The following is a 21,277-nucleotide window of genomic DNA, read 5'->3' on the forward strand; positions in this document are numbered from 1 at the left end:
ATGGACATGCACGAGCTGACCGCACCAAGGATGCCACGGATATAAAAGCTCGCGAACCTCCGTCCCGTGGGTGTACTGTCGTCGTGTTGTAGGAGGCTGATCGGCCGCATCGGTCATTGCCTGAATGGAATCGCCGTGCCAGGGGTTTTGCTTACGCAGATACCCTGCCTTAGAGTCCGTTTTGAAAATCAGGGACGGGCGTTTCTGCGGACAAGATTGCCGCCCATAGGGACGAGGATCATGCCGTGATAGACGTCGATGCGGCAAAGTCTCGGCGTCGAACTCCTCGGCCAGGGCCTTGGCCGAGATCGGCTTATATTTGTCGGCACGGCCGACTCGAGACGGCGGCCGACCTCTTCCGCTCCAGGGCTTGGGCGGCAGCGGGCTCTCGCCTGAGCGCCAGACGCTGAGTGTGGGCTGAACGCCGACAACATAGGTCAGGCCGAGCTCGGACAGGCCCGCGCGGAAACCGCTGTCGGCGCCACATCCGGCGTCGGCCAGAACCACGCCGGGCGCGACGCCTTCGGCCTTGGCCGTCCTGATCTGCTCGACAATCTGCGGCTTGGTCCGGAACGTGATCTCTGCCGGAATCTTGGCCGTCTTGCGTTGTTCCGGCTCCTCCGCCCAGCTCTGCGGGAAATACAATTGGCAGGCGATCGGAAGCGAGGCTGCGTCATTTGCGATCGATAGGCTAACCGCAATCTGACAGTTGTCCTGCTTGCCCATCGTCAACAATTGCCGGCGGGTCTCGCTATCCATAGCGCCGTGTCCGTGGCGTTCCATCGCTTCGACCAGGCTTGGCAAGAGCGGGTGTAGTCGCTTCCCGCAGATTCGATCCGATGCCTCCCAAACGACGACGAGAGCGGCGCGCACCTCAGCACCGTAACCCGCCGCCCCGGCCGAGGACCATTCTTCGCCGGCGCGCAGTCTCCTCACAGCAGTCGCATCGCATGCTTGCGATGAAAGCCAGTGAGGGCCACGAATTCGTCCAACATCCTCGCCTTTTCGGCCCGCCCGCCTAAAACATAGCGTCCACTGATCGCCGCCACCAATTCCGCTCGTGTCGCCATGCTCACCTTCCTCATCACAGCTCCCGAAGTTGTTGATTCGGGAGCAAATTAGATGAGGCAACAAGTATTTTAGGGAGCAGTTCAGGCGAGGCAATGCGAGGTCTCTCCCAGATCGCCGCGCATACTCGTCGTCTCCGACACCCACCAAGGCATCAAGGCGATCGTCACCAAGGTGCTGTGCGCGACGTTGCAGAGGTGCCGCGCGTCCACTTCATGAGGAACGTGCTCGCCCACGCCGGCAAGAGGCGGCCGATTCGTCGTCTCAGCCTTCATTCCCATCGCCTCCCGCAGAGACGCCCGAAGCCGCCAATGCCAGAACGAACTCTGATCCTGAGAGGCAACGAGTGAACTGCTTTTGCGCTGCTCTCGCCTATGACTGTTCCGGTGCAATCCGGAACCAGGGCTAAGCCCGCTTGGCGTCTATACTGAACACATAACCGATGCCCCGCGCGGTCTTTATTATTTGTGGTGCACGCGCATCCACTTCGATCTTTCGGCGCAAGCGCAGAACCTGAACATCGACGCTGCGATCGAAGATGTCCTCGTGAATGCGGGTGGCCCGTTGAAGGTATTCTCGGGACAATGGCTGATTGGCCGCCTCGAGAAAGGCAACCAGAAGAGTGTATTCTCCCTTTGTGAGCGGTACTGCCCTGCCCGAAGGGTGACGGAGCTGTCGAGTCCTCAAGCGGAGCTCCCATCCGCCGAATAACCATCTTCCCGATTCTGTCTTCGGCTGGTTTTGCAGGGAGGGGACCAAACGCCGTCTGACAAGGGCGTTGATGCGCATCGAAAGCTCCCGCATTGACAACGGCTTACTCAAATACTCGTCTGCACCGGCTTCTAGCCAGGCCAACATATCGTTCTCGCTGCGGTGGTTCCCAGTGACGACGATGGGTATGCTCCCGCCGTCGCGGAGATTGCGCATGATTTCGGCGCCAACACTGCAATCAAAACCCAAATTGGCGATGATAACGTCCGGCTCTCGCTTTTCGCGTAGTTCTAACGCCTTCGCGTGCGTATGTGCCACAGTGGTTGACATGTCGCACCTCTGCAGGTGCTGTTCCACTGTTTTGATAAATGCAAGATCATCGTCAACTATAAGGACGTTTACTGTCTTGCATGCTTCATTCATGCTTTTTTCTCCACTCGCGCCCACCTGGTCGGCGCTGGTTTGGCCGCAACCTTCCAACTGCAGTTCACTGCTTAGCTGGACGCATTTGGGTGCAGCAGCCGCCTCCAATTTGCACGGCCTTGGGATTGCGGCTGTAACCGAAGGAACTTGATTTCGTAGCGCTGCCGCTTAAGGCGTTGGGCAAGTGCCGTGGCCTTTTGGTGTTCGCGTTCGCTTCCGCTAAACGTCCCTCGAATCGGGTTGGAGTTTTCCGCGCCATTTCCGGACGGCGAGGGCGACGCGGTGACGGCTGACGATCCTCGGGTAATTGGCATCGGGCTGCGCCTGCCCTGTTCCAATGGCTTCAACGCGGAAGCGCCACTCGTCACCGTAGTCGTACAAGAAGGTCATTGCCGAGCCCACCTTCTGGAAGGCTGTGGTGACGCGCGTGCCCTTCACGCTGCGAGAGCCGCTCCCCTCTATGTCGGCGAAGAGTTCGAACCGCTGGGGCGAGTCGAACAGCTTTCCCGTCAGTTTTGAATAGAAGCCGTAGGCGTGGTCCATGTCGAAGCCAAAAGCCGCTACGATGGCTTCGGCCAGATCCGCTAGCGTGCTCGAACTTGACACCTCGATGTCCCGATAAAGCGTGCCCGAAGAGAGGCTCGGAAGATCAAGGTCGCGGGCTCAGTCATGGCGAATTTCAGGCGCTGACAGTTTGAAGGATGATTTTGAAGGGGTTCGTGCCCGGCGCGAACGAGCCGTGTCGACGACGGTTCGAATGTCGGCTTCGCCCTTTGCGGCCCACATGGCGCGATAGCCGTTAGTGATCTTCCGTTGAACGACGGCTGGTCTCAGCGCGTGTTCGCAGGCGTTGTTCGTCGCGTCGACCATTCCTGGCCATTGGGCAAAGGTCAAAAGTTGATCGCGAGCTCGCCTGAACTTGTTTTGGATATCGCGGGCCAGATCGCACGATGTTGTGGTGGCGAGGATAGCCGAGTTCGTCGAGGACGACGAAGTCGAGTCGAGTGAGGTGGTCAGCGATGCGTCCCTGCTTGCCGTTTCGGTGCTCCGTCTCGAGCCGGTTGACGAGATCGACGAGGTTGAAGAAGCGGCCGCGTGAACCGTTGCGGATCAGGGCGCGCGCGATGGCGATCGCCAGATGCGACTTGCCGGTTCCGGTGCCGCCGATGAGCACGGCATTGCGCTGGTCGGCGACGAAGGTGCCGTTGGCGAGCTCGCGGACGAGGGCCTCCTTGACCGGCGTGTCGGTGAAGTCGAAGTCCTCGATCTCCTTGGCGAGCGGCAGCTTGGCGACGGTCAGCTGGTATTTGATGGAGCGCGCCTGCTTCTCGGCAATCTCCGCCGACAGGAGATCGCCGACGATCCTCGGCGGCTCGTGCTGACGCTTGATCCCGGTGGCCATGATCTCGTCATAGGCGCCGCGCATGCCGTAGAGCTTCAAGGTGCCCATCAGTTCGAGAACCTGAGTCCTTTCCATCAGCTTGCCCTCCTGAGGCTGTCGTAACGGGCGCAGTCGGCCTGCGGCTCATGCTTCAGGCGTAGCGCATCCGGAGTGAGCACGGTCACCGCCGGCGCCGGATCGCGGCGGCGGGCCAGGATGTTGAGGATGACGGCCGACGAGCAGACGTTCTGGTCGAGCGCCTCCTGACAGGCCGTCTCGACGGCCTCGATCCCGTCGGAGACCACGGCAGCCAGGATGGCGACCATCTGCCGGTCGCCGTCGTCGGCGTCCTTCAGTTTGCGGCGGACCTGCTCCGTGGCCGACGGCAGAACCCAATCCCGGAACGGTGCGCCGTTGCGTAGCGCTCCGGGCTTTCGGGAGAGGACCGGGACGTAGTGCCAGGGATCATAAACCGTCTCGCCGCGTCCGAAGGAGCGGGCGTGCTCGCCGACAATGAGGCCGTCCTGGCGGATGACGATGCGGTCGGCATAGGCCTGGATCTCGACCGGCCGTCCGACTGCCGTCGACAGCACCGAGTATTTGTTGTTGTCGAAGCGCACCGTGCAGGTCTTCGACGAGATGAATGATCCGGCCGTTGGCGCGCTCTTCGCTGTTCTCGCAGCGAAGCCGACGGCCTTGAGCAAAAGCTCGTGCGAGATGTTGTCAAACAGGCCCTTGATATCAAACTCTAAAACCCAGTCGTACTTCCAGCACCGCTTGCGCGTGCGCTCATCTTTCGGATGCCTACCTGCCCCGGATCATGTCCGCGGCTTTTGACCCAACGCTAACCACCATGGCTCTTCTACCACAGCAGCTTGGGCTGGTTTGAGACCCGCTCCTGAAAGCCGATCCCGAGGGGCCTACCCTCATCTTTCACGCAGCTTCTCAGCATGTTGTCAGTTCATCTTCGAACCTCCTTCTGCTTGCTGCAGCACACTATGGACGCGCACTAGCCTAGTGTCCGTCCATAAACAGTAACTTTTCGAAGAATTCATTGTACCTCCCATGTAGATTCGAGGTATTTCTGACTGCTTTGGTGGTTCTATCTGCACGAGGCGTTAGAGGAGAAGTAGAGGTCTCGCGGTCCGCTGGTTGGCCCATCGTGAACCGCCCGGCTGGGCGCCGGGTAGGCTTTTGCGAAGTCGGCGGCGGGTCAGTTCGACTTGAGGCGGGCGAAGAGGGCGAGATTGTAGGCCACCACCGAGGACCAGACATAGGTCTTGAAGTGGTCGAGCCCGCGCCAGGTGCAGCGGTCCAGGCCAAAAGCGCGCTTCAAACATGAGACGCCGGCCTCGATGCCGGCACGGAAGTTGCGCAGCTTGCGATACACCCAGCGGCTCTTGACCATGTCCTCGATCTTGATGCCGCACTTTTTGTGGAAGGCCATGTCCTTCACGCCCCAAGCCTTGGCCTGGATCAGATTGGCGCGGCTGGCATAGCCGCCATCGGCGGCCGCCTGACGTGGCGGCTCGCCATATCGGTCGATGTGGCGCTGAAGCATCGGCAGCAACCGCTCGCTGTCGGCCGGATTGCCGGCTTCGACGATGAGGTCGAGAACCATGCCGCTCCTGCCGGTGGTCAGGTTGAGCTTATATGAGGAAGGTAAAGACGGAACGGGTGTGTCAGGGCAACATTTCTTCACCTTCTCGATGTGTTGGGGAATCCATGGTCTGAGCCCGATGGCATGACGCGGCCCGTTTATCCGAGCCCAATCCAACTTATATACGGTCGCTGCTCGAAACAGCGGCACCAACATCCCGCTTGCGGCGGGTACGGGCTCAGGAGGACGGGACCATTCTTGTGGCGGGGCATTTCAGGCCATCCCAACCTTCGGTTCGTCCACCTGGATCCGCCAGGACTGATCAGGCCCTGGAAGAAGTGCTTAGTTCACATTCCATGGGTGAGCGGCAATCGGCATCAGGCGCTCTTCATGACCGCCCCCTCGATGACGACGCCGGCGTTGACGTATTTCCACAGCGCCACGAGTAGCTTGCGGGCGAGCGCCACAATCGTCGCCTTCTTGAGGCGCCCGCCGTTCTGCTTCACCCGCTCCTTGAACCACAAGGAGAGCGCCGATTGCGATTGATGGCGCAGCCATAGCCACGCGAGCTGGATCAGCGTAGTTCGCAGCCTTGGATTGCCGGATTTCGAAACGCCCTGGTCGTGTGAGACGGAGCCGCTTTGCCAGGGGGTCGCCCGGCAGGCCGGCGTAGGCGGCCAGCTGTCGTCGGTTGTCGTAGTGCCGCGACAGGCCCTCCGTCCACAGCACGGCGGCAAACTCCTGCCCGATGCCCTTCAGGTCGAGCAGCATGGCCGGGGCTGGCGAGGCACTCTGCTCGGTCGCAAGCATGGCGTCGCGCTCGGCCTCGACCGCCTTGATCTGTTCCATCAGCAGCTCCAGCCGTTCGAGTTCGCGATCAATCTGCTGCTTCAGATGGTCCGGCAGCGGATGCCCGTCGCCGGTCTTCAGCGCCTCAAGGCACCTGCGCCGATCGCGCCGCAACGGCTCGTAGCCGGAGACACCCTGTGCAAACAGCAGGCCTTTGATGCGGTTGACATGGCGGGTCCGCTCGTTCGTCAAGGCCTTGCGCTCACGCGAGAGGCGGCGGCGGTCCTCTTCCTCGGGGGTGGGCACCCGCAGCATGGCGCAGACGCGCGGCTCGCCCCTCTTATAGGCGAGCAGCGCGCGCACCAGCGCCTCGCCGTCGATCTTGTCGGTCTTTGCCTGACGCCGCCGGCGTGAGGTGGCAATCGAGGCCGGATCGACGACGTGGCTTTCGATTCCTTCGGCCTGCAGCACCCCGTGGATCCAAAAGCCGTCGAGCCCTGCTTCTTGGACGACTATGATCGGAAAGCATTTCCCGGTCCGCGCCTCGGCCTTCCGGTTGAGCTCGGCAAACCGCGCCAGCATGCCGACCACGTCGCCGGCCGCCACTGCGTGTTTCGACATCTTCTCGCCAGCGCCCGGCGACAGCGAGGTGATCAGCCATTTCGAGCGGCTGAGTTCCAACGAGACGAAAATTGCGCCAAGATCAGTGCGGATGGCGGTCAACGCATCGGGTCGGTGTGCTGCAACGGGCATGCTCGGCCTCCAAGGTAGGGTGTCTAGGGTTTAGCAACCTCACCTTTGCCACAGCGCAGGTCGCTATCCACCCTCCTCATAGGATCTTGTGGCCATAATGGACATCGCGGCCGCCCTTGACGATGATGTCGGCATGCGGTTCGAACAGGCTGACCAGCTTCTCGGCGGCCGGCACCGCCTCGCCGGCCAGCACCCGCCGCTCGGTCTGGGCGATGATCTGCTCGATCAGCGGTCGATAGTGGCGCAGTTGCTCCTGCCAGACAATAATGTCCAGATCAGCCGCCGGGGTCAGCCGCTCCGCCGCCTGTCGGAGATAGCCCAGCGTCGTGCGGGTGATGCCGAGCAATTCGCGATAGAGTTGAACCCGTTTCGGGCGGCCGCAGGTGTATTGGATCGCCCGCACCCGCTTCTTGGCCGCGCGGCAGTGATCGTGCCAGGAAAGCGCGCCGCTGCCCAATTTATCCGCCTGCCGCAGCAGGCGAACCATCACCCGTACGGCGTCCCACAACAGGCTGCTGTTGCTCGGCTCGTGGATGAGGGCTGCGGTGACGGTGCTGTCCACACGTATCACCCTGCCGCTTTCCAGCTTCTCGTGGTGGGCGCTCGAAAGCAGCACCTCGTTGATGTCTTCCCAGGTCGAGGCCCGGATCGCGCTGATCGTCTTGTGCAGGACCGACTTCTTCGGGCTCCATCCCCATGGCAGCCGGGCAAACGCCCGGAACGAGGCGGAGTCCTCCAGGTGGAAAGCCAGTTCCTGGTAGCTGAGCTGGCGATGCTGCTTGAGCAGCGCGCAGCGCAGCACCGCCTCCGCCGGCAGGCCCTCGCGGCCGGTCTCGTTGACCCCGTGCCGGCGCAGGTCGGCGGCCACCAGCCCGGTCAGGTGACGCTGCTCGTCCAGCCAATCGGACATGCCCTTCAGCTCACGGCCGATCTCGTGTCCGGCGAAAAGATCGAATACACTGACTTGGACGGTGCGTTCTTGGCGCATTGTCGGCTCCGGGGGTGGCAGAAAACGCCTTGGAATCAGTGGTATGATGCCAAAGTGTATCTGAAACCGCCGGAGCTTTCCTGCGGAAAACTCCGATTCCTCAAGCAATTTCAATAGTTTGCCGTTTATGGACGGACACTAGCCTAGTCTGCGAAGGCAGGTTTGATTTCCAGCACACCGCGCTTACCGTTGCGGCGGCCGACCTGAATGACCAAATCGATCGTCTTTTTCGCATATTTGATTATCTCGCCATGTGACATCTGCACACCAGAGCGCATCACCATGAGCGCCAGTCTGTCGAAAGCAAGTTCAGGGCTATCGGCGTGTATAGTTGTTATCGCGCCGGGGTGGCCGGTATTAATCGCCTCAAGAAAGTCATAAGCCTCAATGCCGCGGATTTCACCGAGAATGATCCGGTCGGGACGCATTCGCAAACAGCTCTCCAGAAGTTTCGATGGGCTGCGAGCGGATTCCCCCTTACGGTCGGCGATTAGTCCAACTTGGTTCTTGTGGGCTGGATGAAGCTCCTGCGCATCCTCTATGGTGATGATCCGCTCGGCGGGGTTTGCCATCGCCAGTAGAGCGCGCGCCACCGTAGTCTTGCCAGACGACGTTCCGCCCGAAATCAGAACATTGAATTTTTCGTCAACGGCCTGTCGGAACACACTCTTCAGGTCGCCAGCCTTGGCCGCATCGGCGATTACCCGATGGCGTTCGTGCCGAATAGCATCCACCATGATCTGTCGTCCGTCGACGTAGTCGATATCTGCGCTTTCCGAAGTCCGCGCCAGATATTTTCGAATCGACAGCGATACGCCTTGTTCGATTGCCGGTTCGACGACCACCTGCACGCGCTGCGGGTTCCCCCAAACCATAACGCGGCCTGACACAATCGGATGGAGTGCACCAAGCGTGTTGCGGGTCTCTCCGGCTAACTGTGCTCCAAGCCGCTTAATGGCCTGGGGCGGCAAGGTCACGCCGATCTCACGCATGTATACCGAATCGGCATCCTCAACAAAGATGGAGCCATTAGGATTGATCGCCAACTCATTGATACTACCATCTACTAGATGGTCTTTGAGGGGGCTCAAGTACTGTTCCACGTATGAGATGCTACTTTTAAACTGGTGATCATTCATCGAATAATGAGATCTCGATTGACAAAGACGCGAATTTCCTCGCCCTGCGGGACACGAAGGATGGGAGGTAGGGAGAGGTATTTGTTCAAGATACCCTCACCTTGGTCGCTGAGTGTTCTGGCAACATTAGACGTGACTTGGCCATCCCGATTGGTGTCACCCATTCCCCCACCGTCAACAGTGATCGTCGCACCACCATCTCTTGAGGATTTGCTGCTGCCTGTCATAGTGGGAATGATAGAAGGTAATGCGCTGATGGTGCTGATGAGGACAGCCGCACCTATCTTCTTGGCGTAGCGGTTATCCACGTTTCCTTCGGTGCCGGCGCGACCAAGCAGGTCCGTACCTGTGGAGCCGAGCGCGATCGACTTGCCATCGGGAGTGAGGGCACGATCCCATCCGATCAACACGCGCTCTTGCTCAATATCGTCTCTGTTCCCGAAGGTGCCAACCAATCTTGTCCCTGCCGGCAGCAGAATGCGAGATCCGTCGAAGGAGAATACCGGTTCGATAACATGCGCGCGAATATTTCCCGGCAGTTCCGTATTGATAGCGGTTTCAAGTACCGCGGAGATCATCGTGCCCTGGGCGACCACACGCGACGGATCAGGGAGAGTGCGAGACACAGAGGTTGCTGCTTCGGAGGCGGTACCAGCTGCAAGAGACCGGTCGTTCGCACCCCGATCTTGGGGAAGTTGTGGGACACCATCGACTGACGGGAAGCGCGCCCTGGACTCATCCATGACAACACCATTCGATTCCCTTTGCTTGATGTCGATCTCTTGGAATTGTCGATGACTTTCAGCGTTGAGCTTAGCAGCCTCATCGGAGCGTTTGCGCTCTTTTTCCAATCGCAAGGCTTCCTCCCGCAAACGTGCATTTTCCACCTCTACCTTATCCCGCTCCCGCCGAAGACTCTGCACCATTTGCTTGCTAAAGCGTTCAAGCAATTCTTGGACGTCGGCGACTGACATCTTAGACTGGTTCTCGTCGCTGACTACTTGGTCGATTTTATTTCTTAGTTCATCGAATCTCTTGTCTATCTCGTCAATCTTTGGCTCGATCGCTTTTGGTTGCGCCTCAGGAACAGAAAAATCAAGTCTTGAGCTGTCCTTGGTAATGCGATCAACTTCCAGATCAACCTGCGACGTCTTCTGCTCATCGTCATCGTGCAATCCGAGAATCGCCCCCATTTGCATCGGGCCGAGCGCCGTCCCGAACGCTATGGCGCCGGCGAGCAGCGCGGCGGCAACAAAGAGCTCACGGCCTCTGCCGCGCTTAAATTTACCCGTTTGCCGGGCTCGGCGTCTTTTAAGCAGTTTTTCTCGTTCAGGATCGACAGGCGCGTCCGCCGCTGTCTCTGCTCCGCTGGGATCCTGTCGATGGCCGATGTCAGGCGAGTTATCTGTCATGTCTCAACCCTCTCCACCGTGGTTTTGCCGAGTGCACAGCGCTTGCTTTGCCCACGCAGACAGTGTCATCGCCGATTCTCATCATCCAGTAGTCGCTGGTTCCGTCGACGATGATGCGATCGCCTTGACTGCGCGAATTGACCAGCATTTCCTCGCGGTCATGACCAACCTTAAAAATTGCCGGTTGGGGGGCGCCCTTGGGCAGGACGAAAGTCGTCTGCAATGTATTGTCTGTCACGGTCAGCGGGCGAAACCGCGCATCACCCGAAACCATGTAGCCGTGATTTGCTGGAGCGACTGCGGCACGGCTATTGCCCAATGTCTTGAGCTCATGAGGATAGGTGAAGACGGTTCGGAATGCCTGGTCGGCGCCTGCCGCCATCCCTGCGCTTATCTGACCGACCGAACGTATCTCAAACGTATAGACGCGCTGGTCAGTATAGACTGTCATATTCGTGAGCGCTTTTTCGATAATAGGCTTCAGGCTGATCACATTGCCTCTCTTCAGTTTGATCACTTCCCAGGATGCGCTATCTCCGATGAGAATGGACTCGACATTCTCCCCTTCAGCGAACTGAAGAGCTGTGACTGATTTCAAGTAAAGATTAAGCTTGTACACGTTATTCTCGTCATACACGTAGCGTTTTATCCGTACATCTGATGAAAAACCGACAGCCGACTGCTCCGCCATTGCCAACTTTACTGATACCACAGCAAATATCAAGGACACGTATATAAGTTTAAACATTATCTTTGTCTTTGTGTTAATATATCAGCCGGCCGTTTCCGCATCGATCCGATAGAACAAGACGTTGAACCCAAGCGGATTTTTCCACACCGCCTCCAAGGTAGCCCTTTGTCGAGGCTTGAATTGATAGCCGATTGTGGCGACGAAACTGCGCTCAACTGCGTCACGCCCCTTTTCTTCACGGTATTTGGTAATGCGCACACGCGCGAGATCCGCTGGGTTGCGCCCCCTCGGGGTTAGAGAGACAGATTTGACCACAACACGCACGCGAACGTCCTTGCCGTAGAGTGTGGGCGGATATTGCTCTGACTCCGAACGCCAGGTTTGCGCTAGGGTTTGCGCGGCACTGTCGGATGAGCGCGCCATGACGTCAGGAATTCGGGTGCTGTTGTCGGCTGGATCGTAGGTTTCCCGGTCGACGACATAGGAAACGAGTTCCGCCTGAAGGACAGCCTCCTGCTCTTGGAGCGAGGTGGGCTGCACCTCGACGATCTTTTCAGCCTCGCCGGTGGTCTTGTCTACCATCACTACATAGGGCTTGGTTTGTTTGAGCGGCAGTATGACTATTAGAGCCACCAGGGACAAAAGACTGGCGGCAGTGGCACCGACCGCGATCTTTGCCCAGTTATTGCGCTGTTCGCGTAGGCTAAAAAAAACCTCGTCTTCAAATGTGTGCTGTATTGCTTGTTCTGACACACGTCTCTCCTATTCGGTTGCGTTACCGATTCCGTTGCGGGTCAGCGGTCTTGTTCGGGAGATACGGTTCGGTTGCCGTATTGAGCGAGAGGATGAATCGGAAGAGCCATCGGAGGATCTCTCGTAACATTCGATTTCGATGACGACAGGCCGCTCATGCGACGAGCAAGGCGCTCATCGCGACGCTGCTGCCGGATATAGGCGCTTTGGCGCATTGCACTGATCGCCGACCATGCTGCCGACGCCGGCGAGGCTCCAGCTTCACGTGCGGCGCTTGCCACACTTACGCCGTCTCGCAATCGTTGGCTGCCGCCGTGCACTCTCATTGCAGCACTCTTGGCCATGGAAGTTGCGGCAAAGACCGCACCGGCGCCTACAGCCGCGACCGATACAGAGGCCAGGGAACTTGCCATGGTCGGGATCATGAACAGGAGAACCGTCGCCGCCATCAGGATAAAAATGAACCCGAAATCATTACCGCGGGATCCATAGACTTCAGCGGCGATATACAGCACAATAGCCATAAGGGTCGCGGTCAGCAGCGGGACGACCACGAAGCCAATCGTGAAGCGGGTCCAACTCTCGAAATACTGACTCGTTTGAGGCATCATCAGCATGATGATAGCCAGAGGCGCCAGGCTGATCGACACGGCGAACCCAATTTTGGCAATCATTACAATAATCGCGCACGCGGCGGTAAAGAAACCGCCAACGATCAGGAACAAGACGCCAATAAAAACGTTCCGAAGTGACTTGCCAACGTTCCAGATCGAAACATTGTTTATGTATTTACCAGATAGGTGAAGGACCGCATGGGCGAACTCATCCATCGCTGAATATGTGTCCGATATCCGCTCAGGATCGAGAAAAGCGGGATCAACGTCCTTGATTGGCATTTTTGCCGCATGCATCATAATGCTTGCGTAACTATTTGGCACATCAATAAGCATTGAATAAATACCTTCAAAGTTCACCCACATTGTTGCAAATGAATATATTAGTATATACCGCAGAGCCCAATGTAGGTACATCGAGTAATTTATAGTTCTGAATTGAATTATGTGATTTACCGCGATAAGCAACAATGAGACTAACGCCATGGCGCCGAGCAAGTCTCTAATCGGCTCAGCAACACCCTGAAAAACTACTTGCGCATAGTCGACAAGCGTCTTGTCGAGTGTACGAGTAATGTTTGAAATCACTCCCACAGCGTATCACCTGTTAAAATCGAGAAGATCGCGGATGGCGGCCGGCTCGGCGGAGTCGGCACCTAGTGCCATGAAGTACGATCCTGCCAGCGATGCGATCGCCGCTTGGGTCCGCAGTGTTTCATTGAGTTGCTGCGCGATTTCGACCATCACGCGTGTGTTGATGTCAACGCTGCTTTTTAAGTCGCTGCTGGCTTCGAGCGCGGCGATATAGCCATTGATCCTGCCCATGCTGGCGTTGGCACGCTTGTAGGATTCCTCCGCAGTAGAGGCAACGACTGCGCCCTGAGCCGATCCATTAGCGATGATGAGCTTACTGAGGCGTTGATCGTTGTGCAGCGCAAATGCCTGATCCAAGCGATAGCGAGCTCGAAATTCGGTAAGGGCCGCCTGAATGCCCCCGGGGCCACTTCCGCGGCCATTCAAAGCATCGTCAACCATTTCCCGCAAACCCGGCCCTCCTTCACGGGCCGCGACGTCAGCCTTGCCATTGTTCACCGGGAAGTGCTTCGGGCCTGAAATGGAAGCAAGCTGCGCTTGGCCCAGGTCTCGGCTCTCAATTAGCAGATGCTCTGCTGTCCGCGCGGATGCTACAAGCTGGTTCATACCACCGCCTAACAGCCGGCAAATTTCTACCACGTACGTCAGCAACTCGACAGCGTTCTTGTCGAAGGTTACCTGGGCGCCATCCGGAGCGCGGGAGAGCGCTCCAATAGAAGGCAGGGGAGCAGGCGTGATCTGGCTTTCCTGGGCCCTGGCCTCCCGCACGAGCGAGCCCGCGGCTGCAAGCAAAATACCAGACACAATGACAGACTGGAAAGCTCTCATGACACGACTCCTTCGGCTTGGAGCTCAAGTGTTTCCCAGGCACAGACACAATTGTTCTTGCGCACTGCGGGAACGGCTTGGCAGCCAATAAGGGGGGCGAGGATCATTGTGAGAAAAATAAGAGGGATCTTCATTGCAGCATTTCCATTTGAAAGTTTGGCCTATCACGCCATCCTGCGTGCGCTTTCCCCCCTCGCCCACCCCCCAAGATCTCGACACCCTTACCGATCGCTCCGAGCGCGAAATCAAGAACCACGCTGTCGCCGCCCGATTTCAACAGCACCAAGTGGTTGTCCACGTTGCTTATCCGAAGGAAAGCGCTTTCCGTTGGCGTCAGATTGAGCGGCGCGAGTTCGGCTTCAGTGTTGTAGGAACTTGGGTATACGAGACGCGTGACGGCGCTCTCCAGTATGGCATCGCCCGCAGCGCTGTTGGCCACGTGGGACACACGTTGAGTCAGGAGAACGACCGCAACATTTTTCTTGCGCATCGTTAGCATCCAATCCTTCAGCCGCAGTTGAAAATATGAGTCGTCGAGCAGCTTCCAGGCTTCATCAAGAACCAGTAATGTTGGAGCGTCGTCTTCTACGAGCCGTTCCACGCGTCGAAAGACATAGCTCAGCCACGCGGTGCGGATGGTGTCGTTGTCGAAAATTTCCGTGAGGTCAAAAGCAGTGATCCGACTATCGAAAGCGAGCGGATCGATACTCTTACCCCCAAACAGCCAGCCGAATTGACCGGTCTCGTCCCAGCGGCCAAGTCGGTTATAAAGGTCACCATCATCGTCAGTCGCACGCAGCTGGCTGCGGAACTGCGCGAAATTCTGTAGGCAGAGGTCAGCCGTTGCGTTTGCCTGAGCGGCATCATGGAGCGCTTGAAGTTGCAACGGATTTAGCCGTCCGCCCTCGTTGTCAGCCAATGCGGAAAGCCAATCGGACAACCAGGCCGCACCGCGGCTATCTGCCTCGGCTCGCATAGGGTTGAAGCCCGTTTCCTGCCCCATACGCACGGAGGAGTAGGTTCCGCCCATGGCACGGACCGCCATCTCGAAACCATTGTCCTTGTCAAAGACTATGATCCGAGCGCCAAGCCGATGGGCCTGACTGAGCAGAAAAGCAGTACCAAGCGTCTTGCCAGACCCGGTTTGGCCAAGCACAAGCGTATGGCCGACCGTGCGCTGACCTGGCTTGCCCGGCAAATGGAAGCTGAAGCGGAACGTCTCGCCGCGTGCTGTGGGCAATATTGTTACGCAGTCGCCCCAAGGACATAGCTCCGGTGGATTGCCTTTCGGCAAGCCATGCATGGCGCAAAGTTCTGCAAAATTCTGGGAGGAGATCATTTCCGCTCGTGTGCGATAGCTGAAATTACCCGGATGTTGAGCGAAATAAACGGCGCGGGCAGAGAAATTCTCGCGAACAATTGCAGAACCCGCGTCTTGCATGGCGCGCGTGACGTAAGCCATGGCTGCCTCAAGCTCCTCATGAGTCTCGCAAAATACGGCGATGCTGCAATGGTGGTCGCCAAAGGCGACGCGGCCGGATGCAATATCGTCCTCGGCCTCTTCCAGTTGCGCCATCAAAGAGATAGCCGCATCCTCCGCCGCCTTCATCCGCTTGCGCACACGAGCGATTTTAGCTTGGGCGGCAATATTGTCGATCGGCGTGAAGCTGTGCGAAACCACGGTATCGTAAGGCAGGCTAAGCCTGTCGAAGATGCCGGGATAAGTTTCGGTAGGGTAGTCCTTTACCGATATGATGGTTCCATAGCGTTTGAGCCCTGGGTTGGGGTTGTCGCATTCGAAGACCTTGCCTCGGAACGTGACCGTCGAACTCGCCAAGAGGTCAGCGACGGGGACGAACTTCTCGCCAGCAATGAGTCGCCCACTTGATCCGTCAATCGCGGTACGCAACAAACCAAGCCACTCACCATCCGAGACGGTTAGCCGACGAGGCTTTGCCAAACTTACATTAACCATGCAGGTGTTAATCATCTGATCGAGGCGAACTGCGCGCGCAGTGACCTCTTCGCGACTGTAAACATCCTTGTTGCCAAACATATTGAGTAGTTGGGCCAGCCTCTTCGGCGGTCGGATCACAATAGTGACCATCGTAACGCGATCGCGCAGCCCAATAGTCTCAAGGTAATTTCGCCAGCGCTGATCAATCTCCTCGTTGAAAGGATCTCCTTTGATCGGCCGCATCGTGGGTCGAGTTTCAGCAGAGATGCGATGAACATAATATCCAACGTCACCGCGTTGCTGTGCAATGAAGCGTGAGAATGCGTTACTCAACTCCATCGTATCCCGGCTATCGATCGTGTCAGCATTGACCCCTTCGGCAGCAAAAGCGGCCATTAGATCGCCATCGCGTAACATGAGGGTGCCATCGTCCACAATGCTGACATATGGCAGATTGACTGCAAGTTGTTCGCGTTCGTGAGCGGATCGCTGCATCGCCCAATTGGCAAGTGACTTAAGCATGATATACTAGGCCTTCGCCCTTCAACAGTGCCGGACTCATGCGCGTGCTTTGCACGGTTGCGATGAAAACGTCGATGATCTTTGGATCATAGGCGGCTAGGGTACGCAAAGCGGCGTAGCCAACACTTCCCACGATCATCAGATAGATGAACGATTTGGTGATAATGAAGCCGAGCATTACGACGCCTATGAGGACAACCAGATACATGACCGGCAGTCCCGCAAAGGCGACTTCGCGCGTCAAGCCTATGAAAAGCGTTGTACGTTGAATGGTCAGTACTCCTCTGAAAGGCTCGCGAGGTAATTTGCGGTCTTAGATAAAGACGGCATCCGCGCCGAACCGAATTAGTGTGCCGCTAGGCCCTGGACGAAACTTGCACCGCCAAACACGATTGCAATGCCCATGATGATTGAGACTGCGAAGGTCCAGTCCATGCGACCGGTCATAAAAGAGAAGCCAACGGCGATGACGGCCAAGGCAGAGATTGAAACGCCGATTGGCCCGGTTATCGCTTCCACAATTGTCTGAAGGAATGTTGTCACACCATTGAAATCCTGAGCAGCACTCGGGCTAACAAAAATAACCGTCAATAAAGCTGCCGCAGACGCTGCGGGCAAACTCCGCCAAACGCTCTTGGTTAGACTTTTAAGTTTTCCGGCAGACATTTCTATGAACTCATTTCTTCTACACTTTGGCATTGGCATTCTATTATTCCTTTCCGCGGATTTGTATTTCCTACTTCGCTATACAGAAACCTTTAATGATGCACTTTGGGCGCTCTTGGAATTCTCCTAAAACGCGATCTTGGTTTGTGCTTTGATCCTTTTTGATATCTTTTTTTGCCTTTAACGGGCTAACGACCGAGCTCTTTCTGGCCGGAGTAGGCGGCTGCAAGACAGTCTGAAAAATGCGTTGCGCCGCGGCATTGTCGCCGGGGCCCTCATCGGCATCTGTCACTAGGGAAAGCAGGTGGGGCGGCGCATCCTTGCCCGCTCTTGCGATTTGAACCGTGATATTGTGCGGCTCGACACTGACGGCGTGGAGGATGTCCGACACATATTGCCGGGTCTCCCGATAGGGCGGAATGCCGCCATGCTTGCGCACAGCTGCAGGCCCAGCGTTATAGGCAGCGAGGGCAAGTTCAGAGGAGCCGAACTCATCGAGCATTTCTGTCAAGTATGTGGCGGCGCCCCTGAGATTTTGCCGCGCCGAGAAAGGGTTCTTGACATCAAGATCCAACGCGGTACGCGGCATCAGCTGGCCCAGCCCGACAGCACCAGCCAACGAAACCGCGCGAGGGTTGAAGTTGCTCTCTCGCTGAATCATCGCAGTGAAGAGATCAACAAACATTGCTTGGCCCAAGCTTGATTTGCGTACGCCTGGCCTCCAGGCAAATTGCCGTCCAAAATCCGCGGCAAGCCAGTACATTTTGGTCTGGTCATAGGTGAGGTCTTTCGCCATGCTGCGCGCCTTGGGAAGAGAGAGCAAGCCGAGCCGCCTCGATAGAAGTCTTCGCGCGGGTTTGGTCGCACGTTCCGATGACATGGAGGGGGGATGAATGAAGGCGGCTTCAACAGCTTCATCGGTCGGTGCGCCTGTGAATTCCAGTACAGAATTTGTCTCGCTGGCGATTGCCGTGTCCGCAGTCAGCGACAGATCCTTCAGACTCCCGTAGGAGACCGGAGCCTCGCCCCGCTCGGCCGGGACAGCTTCGGGTTCAGCATCGAAATTGAACTGCGCCAAATGCGGCCTTTCGTGCGGCGCAGCGGGGCGGGTGGCGTCTCTTCTTACTTCGATGAGCTCTCCGTTGTGACTTTGCTCAAATATCTCAGCATTGGCGGCGACATCGCCTTGCCCAATTATGACAATGGCTTGCGCCGATACCCCGACCACCACCTTCGCGAGCAACTTTCTACCGTTCGACACTCTATGTGCAATGGAATACATTTGATATTCTTTAGCATGCTATATTGGTATTTGATTACGGTCAGAATGTAAGGACAGATGTGATTTTGGTGATTTTGTTATTCGTTGGTTTTTGTTTGCCATTCTTTTGCAGATGTGTCCAATATTAATAAGTTTCATTTGTAGTTTTGACTTATATTTCGTCGGTAGTATTTGGCGCCGGGTAGGCCAATAGTACATCGCGTGCCATACAGATCGGCAGTTTAAACAGCCCGTCGGCCGAGTTGCTCCTCGCGGTGGCATCGCGCGCAATGTATTCGCGCGCTAAGGTCTGGAACATACAAACAGTGATTTACCCGAGAGGGTGATCCGGATCGTTCCCGTGGGGACGATGGGCAAGGCGATCTCGTTGGCAGGCTAGATCCTGGATAGATTCTCCCAAGGTCTCTCAACAGATTTGAGACGCCTCGCTCTCCTGACCCCATCATGCGGCTGCCCGGCGCCGTGGCCTGCTGCCGGTTTCGTGGACACCGAGATAAGGTGTTTAACGGAACTGGAGAGTTGGAATGCAAAGAAGGAAGTTCAGCCGCGAGTTCAAGCTTGAGGCGGTGAGGTTGATCAAGGATCGGGGCGTTGCGGTGGCCCAGGCTGCCCGCGACCTCGATCTCCACGAGAATGTGCTGCGCAAATGGATACGTGATCTGTCGGCCGATCCGCAGCATGCGTTTCCCGGCCACGGCCAAATGAAGCCGGAGCAGCTCGAGATCGACAAGCTGCGACGCGAAGTGGCGAAGCTCAAGGCGGAGCGCGACATCCTAAAAAACTGTCACGGGCCATGGCCCGCCTGTGCGCGGTAGAAACAGGCCATGCTATTCTCGGATCTCGGAGGGTAGCGGCCGTCAGCTTATTGGAGGCACAGTCCCCGTTAAAAAACGTGGTCCATGGGTGCATGCGAACTTGAGAGTGGTGACGCCGTTCCTGCGGTGATCCCGATTAGGAAGATGAAGATTTAGCATAGCCCAGACCCTCCTGCCGACAATCGTGTGGAGGATTTGCTATGCCCAAAAGGAAGACCGGTGACCGCCCGGAATTGAAGCCGGTCAATGCTGGTGCCGCTGGCATTGACATCGGATCAAAAATGCACATGGCAGCGGTCGACCCGGGCTGCACTGATACGCCAGTGCGAGCGTTTGGCACATTCACGCAAGACCTGCATGATCTGGCGGGCTGGTTCAAAGCGTGCGGCGTGACCAGTGTCGCGATGGAATCCACCGGGGTCTATTGGATCCCGGCCTATGAGATTCTTGAGCAGCACGGGTTCGAGGTCATTCTGGTCAATGCGCGTTACGCCAAGAATGTGCCTGGGCGCAAAACAGATGTCAGCGATGCCGCGTGGCTCCGCCAGCTCCATTCCTACGGATTGTTACGCGGAGTTTCCGTCCTGATGCCGAGATCGCAACTCTGCGCGCCTATCTGCGTCAGCGAGAGCGGCTAGTGGAATACGCAGCCGCCCATATCCAGCACATGCAGAAGGCCCTGATGGAGATGAATCTGCAACTTCACCACGTTGTCTCCGACATCACCGGCGCGACCGGTATGCGGATCATCCGGGCGATTGTAGCGGGCGAGCGCAATCCCGATGTATTGGCGACCTACCGCGATGTGCGCTGCCATTCCTCTATCGAGACGATCCGCGCTGCCCTGGTGGGCAACGACCGGGACGAACATGTCTTCGCCCTGACCCAGTCGCTGGAGCTTTACGACACCTATCAGGCCAAGATGCTCGACTGCGATCGCAAGCTGGAATCCTTGATAGCGGCGCTGACTGACAAAGGGACCAAGCCGGTCGGCAAGCTCTCCAGGCCGCGGGTGAAGACCAAGCAGGTCAATACACCATCGTTCGATGTGAGGACCGCTCTATACGGCGTGCTTGGCGTTGATCTGACCGAGATCCATGGATTGGGTCCGTCACTCGCGTTGAAGCTTATCGGCGAGTGCGGCACGGATCTGAGAGCTTGGCCGAGCGCCAAGCACTTTACCTCCTGGCTGTGTCTCGCGCCGGGGAACAAAATCTCCGGCGGCAAGGTGCTCTCTTCACGCACGCGGAGATCATCCAGCCGGGCAGCAGCGCTGTTGCGGTTGGCGGCCACGACTAACGGGCGGAGCGATACGGCGCTCGGAGCATTCTATCGTCGGCTGTCCTCTCGTGCGGGCAAGGCGAAGGCCGTGACGGCGACCGCCCGCAAAATTGCGGTCCTGTTCTACAACACCCTCAGGCACGGCATGACCTACAGGGATCCGGGCGCCGATCACTATGAGGAACAATATCGCAGCCGTGTCCTCGCCAATCTGAAGCGGCGCGCCAAATCGCTGGGCTTCGTTTTGCAAGCTGTTCCATGCGACACTGAGGCGGCTGTTTCTTAGGAAGGCCGCAGCCTACTTCGCGAGGGAAGTGACGTGAAGTTCGCTTTCATCGCGAGGCACCGGAACATCTGGCCGGTGGCATGGCTATGCGACGCGCTGGATGTGTCCCGCTCAGGCTTTCATGCCTGGCTCAACCGCAGCCCCAGCGTTCGCTCCCGGCATGACGAGATCCTCGTGTCCAGGATCGACCGAAGCTTCAAGAGCAGCTACCGCACCTACGGCGCCCGGCGCGTCTGGCACGACGTTCTGGTAGAGGGGCTTTCCTGCGGCCTGCATCGCATCGAACGGCTGATGCGGGAGAACGGCCTCCGGGCACGTCCACGCCGGCGCGGACTGCCAAAGGACACCGGAGAGCGAGCGGCGGTGTCGGCCAACCTCCTCGATCGCAGCTTCGAGGCCGCTGCACCGAACCAGAAGTGGATCGCGGACTTCACTTATATCTGGACCGCCGAAGGATGGCTCTACGTTGCCGCCGTCGTCGATCTGTTCTCCCGTCGTGTCGTCGGGTGGGCGATGAAGGCAGAGATGACGGCCCAGCTCGTCACCGACGCCCTCATCATGGCGATCTGGCGCCGAGGCAGGCCCGACAGCCTGCTGCACCACTCCGACCAGGGATCGCAAGGCGGATTCAACCGGTCGTCGCAACACCCTCATACCAGGAGGTGTTTATGGCTACAGGAAGACGGAAATCGGAACGCTCTACGCGGCATAAATTGTCCTCGCC

The 21,277-nt window shown here is 57.7% G+C and carries 14 protein-coding genes and 10 pseudogenes; 4 read left to right on the plus strand and 20 right to left on the minus strand.

Features of this window, described 5'->3' with window-relative positions; genetic code table 11:
• Nucleotides 1-288 precede the first annotated feature (288 nt).
• Nucleotides 289-726 (minus strand): annotated as a pseudogene (locus tag NKI17_RS35205) (transposase); the annotation flags it as partial.
• Nucleotides 727-932: 206 nt separating this feature from the next.
• The gene (locus NKI17_RS35210) at nt 933-1,070 is read right to left on the minus strand and encodes a hypothetical protein (protein ID WP_352873414.1); all 138 of its coding nucleotides are present in this window, start codon (nt 1,068-1,070) and stop codon (nt 933-935) included.
• 124 nt (nt 1,071-1,194) lie between these two features.
• Between NKI17_RS35210 and NKI17_RS35215 the strand changes: the two are divergent.
• Nucleotides 1,195-1,365 (plus strand): annotated as a pseudogene (locus tag NKI17_RS35215) (transposase); the annotation flags it as partial.
• A 108-nt stretch (nt 1,366-1,473) separates the two neighbouring features.
• On the opposite strand, the gene NKI17_RS35220 reads toward NKI17_RS35215, so the two are convergent.
• The 18 genes and pseudogenes from NKI17_RS35220 to NKI17_RS35305 form a co-directional block, all read right to left on the minus strand.
• Nucleotides 1,474-2,202, minus strand: a complete 729-nt coding sequence (locus NKI17_RS35220) for a winged helix-turn-helix domain-containing protein (protein ID WP_352907729.1) — start codon at nt 2,200-2,202, stop codon at nt 1,474-1,476.
• Between the two features lie 219 nt (nt 2,203-2,421).
• Nucleotides 2,422-2,808: an IS1096 element passenger TnpR family protein gene (locus tag NKI17_RS35225; protein WP_352907730.1), complete on the minus strand. Its 387-nt coding sequence runs from the start codon at nt 2,806-2,808 to the stop codon at nt 2,422-2,424.
• 57 nt (nt 2,809-2,865) lie between these two features.
• Nucleotides 2,866-3,273, minus strand: coding sequence for an IS66 family transposase (locus NKI17_RS35230; protein ID WP_502894715.1), 408 nt, complete (start codon nt 3,271-3,273; stop codon nt 2,866-2,868).
• A pseudogene (locus NKI17_RS35235) lies at nt 3,170-3,679 on the minus strand (ATP-binding protein); the annotation flags it as partial. The pseudogene NKI17_RS35235 and the gene NKI17_RS35230, both read right to left, overlap by 104 nt.
• Nucleotides 3,679-4,269: pseudogene (locus NKI17_RS35240) on the minus strand (Mu transposase domain-containing protein); the annotation flags it as partial. The pseudogenes NKI17_RS35235 and NKI17_RS35240, both read right to left, overlap by 1 nt.
• A 527-nt stretch (nt 4,270-4,796) precedes the next feature.
• A pseudogene (locus tag NKI17_RS35245) lies at nt 4,797-5,237 on the minus strand (transposase); the annotation flags it as partial.
• A gap of 323 nt (nt 5,238-5,560) precedes the next feature.
• Nucleotides 5,561-6,725: pseudogene (locus tag NKI17_RS35250) on the minus strand (IS110 family RNA-guided transposase).
• 82 nt (nt 6,726-6,807) lie between these two features.
• A pseudogene (locus tag NKI17_RS35255) lies at nt 6,808-7,713 on the minus strand (transposase); the annotation flags it as partial.
• A gap of 143 nt (nt 7,714-7,856) precedes the next feature.
• The gene (gene virB11, locus NKI17_RS35260; protein ID WP_352873156.1) at nt 7,857-8,804 is read right to left on the minus strand and encodes a P-type DNA transfer ATPase VirB11; all 948 of its coding nucleotides are present in this window, start codon (nt 8,802-8,804) and stop codon (nt 7,857-7,859) included.
• Between the two features lie 44 nt (nt 8,805-8,848).
• On the minus strand, nt 8,849-10,264 hold the full coding sequence (locus NKI17_RS35265) for a TrbI/VirB10 family protein (protein WP_352907732.1): 1,416 nt from the start codon (nt 10,262-10,264) through the stop codon (nt 8,849-8,851).
• Nucleotides 10,254-11,012 carry a TrbG/VirB9 family P-type conjugative transfer protein gene (locus NKI17_RS35270; protein WP_352907733.1) on the minus strand — a complete coding sequence of 253 codons (759 nt, stop codon included), beginning with the start codon at nt 11,010-11,012 and terminating at the stop codon, nt 10,254-10,256. Before NKI17_RS35270 ends, NKI17_RS35265 begins: the two co-directional genes overlap by 11 nt.
• A gap of 24 nt (nt 11,013-11,036) precedes the next feature.
• On the minus strand, nt 11,037-11,708 hold the full coding sequence (locus tag NKI17_RS35275; RefSeq protein ID WP_352873160.1) for a VirB8 family type IV secretion system protein: 672 nt from the start codon (nt 11,706-11,708) through the stop codon (nt 11,037-11,039).
• 41 nt (nt 11,709-11,749) lie between these two features.
• Nucleotides 11,750-12,808: a type IV secretion system protein gene (locus NKI17_RS35280; RefSeq protein ID WP_352873175.1), complete on the minus strand. Its 1,059-nt coding sequence runs from the start codon at nt 12,806-12,808 to the stop codon at nt 11,750-11,752.
• A 114-nt stretch (nt 12,809-12,922) separates the two neighbouring features.
• A complete protein-coding gene (locus tag NKI17_RS35285; RefSeq protein WP_352873161.1) occupies nt 12,923-13,744 on the minus strand; it encodes a type IV secretion system protein in 822 nt (273 codons plus the stop codon).
• Between the two features lie 130 nt (nt 13,745-13,874).
• A complete protein-coding gene (locus NKI17_RS35290) occupies nt 13,875-16,223 on the minus strand; it encodes a VirB4 family type IV secretion/conjugal transfer ATPase (RefSeq protein WP_352907735.1) in 2,349 nt (782 codons plus the stop codon).
• Nucleotides 16,216-16,500 carry a VirB3 family type IV secretion system protein gene (locus NKI17_RS35295; protein ID WP_352873176.1) on the minus strand — a complete coding sequence of 95 codons (285 nt, stop codon included), beginning with the start codon at nt 16,498-16,500 and terminating at the stop codon, nt 16,216-16,218. Before NKI17_RS35295 ends, NKI17_RS35290 begins: the two co-directional genes overlap by 8 nt.
• A 68-nt stretch (nt 16,501-16,568) precedes the next feature.
• Nucleotides 16,569-16,889: a TrbC/VirB2 family protein gene (locus tag NKI17_RS35300; protein WP_352873164.1), complete on the minus strand. Its 321-nt coding sequence runs from the start codon at nt 16,887-16,889 to the stop codon at nt 16,569-16,571.
• Between the two features lie 70 nt (nt 16,890-16,959).
• Nucleotides 16,960-18,171 (minus strand): lytic transglycosylase domain-containing protein, encoded by a 1,212-nt coding sequence (locus NKI17_RS35305; protein WP_352873165.1) that lies wholly within the window; start codon nt 18,169-18,171, stop codon nt 16,960-16,962.
• Between the two features lie 524 nt (nt 18,172-18,695).
• On the opposite strand from NKI17_RS35305, the pseudogene NKI17_RS35310 reads away from it, so the two are divergent.
• The 3 pseudogenes from NKI17_RS35310 to NKI17_RS35320 all read left to right on the plus strand — a co-directional run.
• A pseudogene (locus NKI17_RS35310) lies at nt 18,696-18,950 on the plus strand (transposase); the annotation flags it as partial.
• Between the two features lie 236 nt (nt 18,951-19,186).
• A pseudogene (locus NKI17_RS35315) lies at nt 19,187-20,553 on the plus strand (IS110 family RNA-guided transposase).
• Nucleotides 20,554-21,174 (plus strand): annotated as a pseudogene (locus NKI17_RS35320) (IS3 family transposase); the annotation flags it as partial.
• Nucleotides 21,175-21,277 lie beyond the last annotated feature (103 nt).

The organism is Mesorhizobium sp. M0816 (genome assembly GCF_040320005.1).
In the GTDB taxonomy this organism is placed as follows: domain Bacteria; phylum Pseudomonadota; class Alphaproteobacteria; order Rhizobiales; family Rhizobiaceae; genus Mesorhizobium.